The 5213-nt window shown below is 50.9% G+C and carries 1 protein-coding gene; it reads left to right on the top strand.

Going from position 1 to position 5213, the window contains the following annotated elements; genetic code table 11:
• Window positions 1-765: 765 nt before the first annotated feature.
• Window positions 766-5213, top strand: a 4448-nt coding sequence (locus QUA88_RS29220; protein ID WP_333275206.1) for a DUF4347 domain-containing protein, incomplete at its 3' end; no start/stop codon positions are given.

Raw genomic sequence — 5213 nt, 5'->3', positions numbered from 1 at the left:
ATTCGACTGCCAATAGCACACTGCTACAAGTTGCGGCGACTGGGGAGGTTTTGGCTCAGGTTTTTGGCGCTGATAATTTGCTGAGTAATCGGGATTTTCTCACTCTTTCTCCTTAAGACCAAAGCGCATTAAATATGCTGCATTTTTTCCTATGCTTTTAGCAACTCGGTTTATTTGATAAACCGAGTTTTTGAATGTAGCATAAAAAATAGTAATTTGGAGATTTTGGGGGTTATTCGACTCAATAATAACCAGAAAAAGGGTTTTTATTGAGTCATTTGGTCATGAAAAACAAAACAAAAAAAGTTTAAAACTACAAAAAATATAACCATTTCTTGAGTATCATATAGATGATTTGAGAGTCGGCTGATTGAGATCGATCAAATTGGGTTTGATAAAAACTCGAGTCGTAATAAAAATCGCATACATTAACCCCTTTGATACTACCAAAATACAAAGCTGTCAACTACTTTTAGGTAAAAAATATCTAATTTTACGGTAATTTATCGTAGATTGTGCTAATTTTTTTCATTTCAAAATAATTTAGGCTCACGTCTGAATTGGCGAAAAAAAAACCTGATTTACCAGCGAAATAGAGCGAACTGCTACTTTGGGAAGATGTCGATCCAAACAAAAACGAAGTAAAAATAACTTGTTAACTATGCGAAATCGAGAAATGAGCAGTTAGAAATTTCCCATTAGCAATTAACAATAATATCTACCACTGAAGATTGAAAGTTAATAGATCAAGGAGCTATGTAACTCATGAAACATTTAGGGTGCAACTACTCTTCGCCAATTCACCAATCAAGTTGCGATCGCCGCTACACTTACTGCATAAAAAGTTCTTGGAGTGGGCCGTCGTTAGTGGGTGATATGGCGCTCGATATTTCCGGTTTAACAAAAGCGACTCGGGGCGTCAAGACTACACATACAAAACATTTAGTTTGCATCGATCCGAGGGTAGAGAATTATCAGCATCTTGCCAGCGGAGTCAAACCAGGGACAGAGATAATTGTCCTCGATCGAACTCTGGACGGAGTAGAACAAATTACGGAGATTCTAGCTAAACGCAGTTTAATTGCCAGCCTTCAGATTGTTGCTCACGGCAATGAAGCTTCCGTGCAACTGGGGTCAACTTTACTGACGAATGAAAACTTATCAAAGTACGATCGGCATTTGCAGCAGTGGCGAAATGCCTTAAGCGAAAAAGCCGATATTTTATTATTATCGTGTAAGGTTGGGGCTGGAAAATCCGGGATTGCTTTCGTGCGGAAGCTGAGAGAATTAACAGGCGCAAATATAGCGGCTTCCAAAAATCTAATTGGTAGTGCCAAATTAGGAGGAAACTGGCAATTAAATGTTACAGCAGGACGAGTAAAAACAGCAATAGCCTTTGAAACAAACACCCAGGAAAATTACAGCGCTGTCCTCATTAATTTAGTGGATGAAAGTTTTCAAGATGCAAGTCTAATCGGGCCTTGGATCTCTGGGGTAACAGGCATTTCAGATGCTCCAGCTTTAACAGCAGGAACCGGAACAGAGAGTTTTCCGGGCTTGAACATAGACCCGGTTGGCAGCGGGGCGTTGAGATTAACTACAAGAACTTTTGACCAATCTACTTTTGTCATCTATAACAGTCAGGTTCCTGTCAACAGCGGTCTTAAAATTGTCTTCGATATATTTGCCTACGACGGCACTACACGTCCTGATCGTCCTGATTTAGCAGGGCAGACAGGGGACGGCATAAGTTTCTTTTTAATTGACGGTACTGTGACGCCAACAGTAGCTGGAGGCTATGGAGGTTCTCTCGGCTACGCGCAAAATACAGATACAAATCAGTCCGGTTTACGGGGAGGTTATTTAGGAATTGGATTGGATGAATTCGGAAATTTCTCAACTACAACTCAAGGGCGGGTAGGCGGACTTCCGGGGGGAATTAGACGAGATTCGGTAACGCTTCGAGGTAGCGAAGTTACGCAATATCAATTTTTAACTTCTACGTTTGTGCCGCAGGGAATAGATAATATTCCCGATACCGTAAATCCTCTGCCTCCAAACGGGCCGAACAATGCCATTACCAGCAGTCGCGAAGAAGCCAGAAGAAGAGTTCAAATTATTTTGCAACCCCCCACTTCTGCAACGCCAAACCGTCTCACTGTTAACTTTGATCTCAACAATAATGGTTTGTTTACAGATCAGGGCGAGACTATTATCGACATTGCCAATTTAGAGGACTTAAACGGGCCAATCCCGGCAACATTCAAATTTGGTTTTGCTGGTTCAACGGGAGCCGCAACAAATATTCACGACGTTCGCACTTTGTCGATCCAAACTATAGACGTGCCGCTTACTACAGCAGATGTTGCCTCAACGAAAACAGGCCCGGCGGCAGCGGCACCGGGTAGCAGCATCACTTACACAATTACGACGGTAAATAACGGCCCGGACGCCGCCGAAAACGTGGTGGTTGAAGATCAATTGCCCGTCGGGGCAGTATTTGGCAGTGCCGACGGCAACGGCACTTTCAACCCGACAACGAGACTGGTTTCCTGGAGTATTCCGAATTTACCTGTTGGGGCCACAGCCACCCGCACCGTAACTGTTACGACCCCAACTACACTCGGCCCTATTACAAATAGTGTATTCAGCAGCAGCAGCACGATCGATCCCGTACCCGGTAACAACAGTGGCAGCCGCCCGGATGCGAGAGTCACGACCACTATTACGAACGATAGCGCTGATGTAGTGACGCGTAAAATTGGGCCCGCTACTGCGATCGCGGGTTCGACTGTCACCTACACAATTACGGCAGCCAACAGTGGGCCGAGTGCGGCAACCAATGTGGCGATCGCCGACACCATTGTTCCTGGTTTAACAGGAGTCAGCGTCTCCGAGGGCGGAAGTTACAACGCAACTACAGGTATTGTGACTTGGACGGCGATCCCATCCCTAGCCAGCGCAACCAGCGCCAACAGAACCGTCAGTTTCGCAGTTCCCGCCACCGGTGGCACCGTCGCCAACACTGCTAGCAGTACCTCGATTACCCCAGACCCCAATCCCGGCAACAACAACGGCAGCAGCCCCGAAGCGCGAGTCACCACTACTATCACCGATAGCGCCGATGTAGTGACGCGCAAAACCGGGCCCGCTACTGCGATCGCGGGTTCGACTGTCACCTACACAATTACGGCAGCCAACAGTGGGCCGAGTGCGGCAACCAATGTGGCGATCGCCGACACCATTGTTCCTGGTTTAACAGGAGTCAGCGTGTCGGACGGCGGAACTTACAACGCAACTACAGGTATTGTGACTTGGACGGCGATCGCATCCCTAGCCCGCGCAGCCAGCACCAACAGAACCGTCAGTTTCGCAGTTCCCGCCACCGGCGGCACCGTCGCCAACACTGCTAGCAGCACCTCAACCACTAATGACCCCAATCCCGGCAACAACAATGGCAGCAGCCCGTCGGCAAGAGTCACCACCACGATCGCCGATAGCGCCGATGTAGTGACGCGCAAAACCGGGCCCGCTACTGCGATCGCGGGTTCGACTGTCACCTACACAATTACGGCAGCCAACAGTGGGCCGAGTGCGGCAATCAATGTGGCGATCGCCGACAGCATTGTTCCGGGCTTAACAGGAGTCAGCGTCTCCGAGGGCGGAAGTTACAACGCAACTACAGGTATTGTGACTTGGACGGCGATCCCATCCCTAGCCAGCGCAGCCAGCACAAACAGAACCGTCAGTTTCGCAGTTCCCGCCACCGGTGGCCCCATCACCAACACTGCTAGCAGCACCTCAACGAGTCCAGACCCCAATCCTGCCAACAACAACGGCAGCAGCCCCGAAGCGCGAGTCACCACTACGATCGCCGATAGCGCCGATGTAGTGACGCTCAAAACCGGGCCCGCTACTGCGATCGCGGGTTCGACTGTCACCTACACCATTCTCACCGAAAACAGAGGGCCCAGTACCGCCACCAACATCACCGTTACAGACAGCATCGTTCCCGGTTTAACGGGCGTCACAGCATCCAACGGCGGTACTTACAACCCTGACACAGGCATTGTCAGCTTTCCGCCCATTGCCAGCTTAGCTGACGGCGTGACCGTCAGCCGGAGAGTCACATTCCCAGTCCCCGCGACCAGCACTGTCAGCAACACGGCAAGAAGTACCTCAACCACTAATGACCCGAATCCCGGCAACAATAACGGCAGCGATTCCGTCGCAACTGTTACCACCAGCATCGCCTCTGCGCCGACTCCGACTCCCCCACTCCCACCGACTCCGACTCCGACTCCCGCCAACCTACGGCCGATAGCTAGCAACGTCAACCTCGAAATCGCCCCCAGCAGCACTGTGGCGATCGCAGGACTGGGAGGAAGCGACCCCGACGGGTCGATCGCATCTTTCACCATCAACACCGTCCCACCAGCAAATGAAGGGCTGGTATTTTTAGGCAATCCCGATACTGGCGGCACGATTGTCACCGCCGGTCAAATTCTGACACCTGCTGACATTAACCAATTATTTTTCCAATCGACAGGCAACTTTACAAAAGCAAATTTCACCTACAGCGCTACAGACAACCAGGGCGCTACCAGCCGCGCCAGCGCTACTGTCTCGGCGGTGCTGCCGGAGCCCAACAAACCGCCAGTAGCTAACAACGTCAACCTCGAAATCGCCCCCAGCAGCACTGTGGCGATCGCAGGACTAGGCGGCACAGATCCAGACGGGTCGATCGCATCTTTCACGATCAACACCGTCCCACCAGCAGATGAAGGGCTGATATTTTTAGGCAATCCCGAAACCGGCGGCAGGATTATCCGCGCCGGTCAAATTCTGACACCTGCTGACATTAACCAATTATTTTTCCAATCCACAGCCAACTTTACAACAGCAAATTTCACCTACAGCGCTACAGACAACCAGGGCGCTACCAGCCCCGCCAGCGCTACTGTCTCTGCCATTCCCCTGAACGAACCAACACCAACACCCGCGCCCGCGCCGGAACCAACACCACCCGTCCCTGCGCCGGAACCAACACCCGTCCCTGCGCCGGAACCAACACCACCCGTCCCTGCGCCGGAACCAACACCCGCGCCCGCGCCGGAACCAACACCACCCGTCCCTGCGCCGGAACCAACACCCGCGCCGGAACCAACACCCACACCACCAACACCAACACCACCCGTCCCTGCGCCGGAACC

Origin of the sequence: Microcoleus sp. D3_18_C2 (assembly GCF_036702395.1) — a bacterium.
Taxonomy (GTDB): Bacteria; Cyanobacteriota; Cyanobacteriia; order Cyanobacteriales; family Microcoleaceae; genus Microcoleus.
The sequence above is the reverse complement of the archived record's forward strand: the minus strand, read 5'-3'. Positions and strand labels throughout refer to the sequence as shown.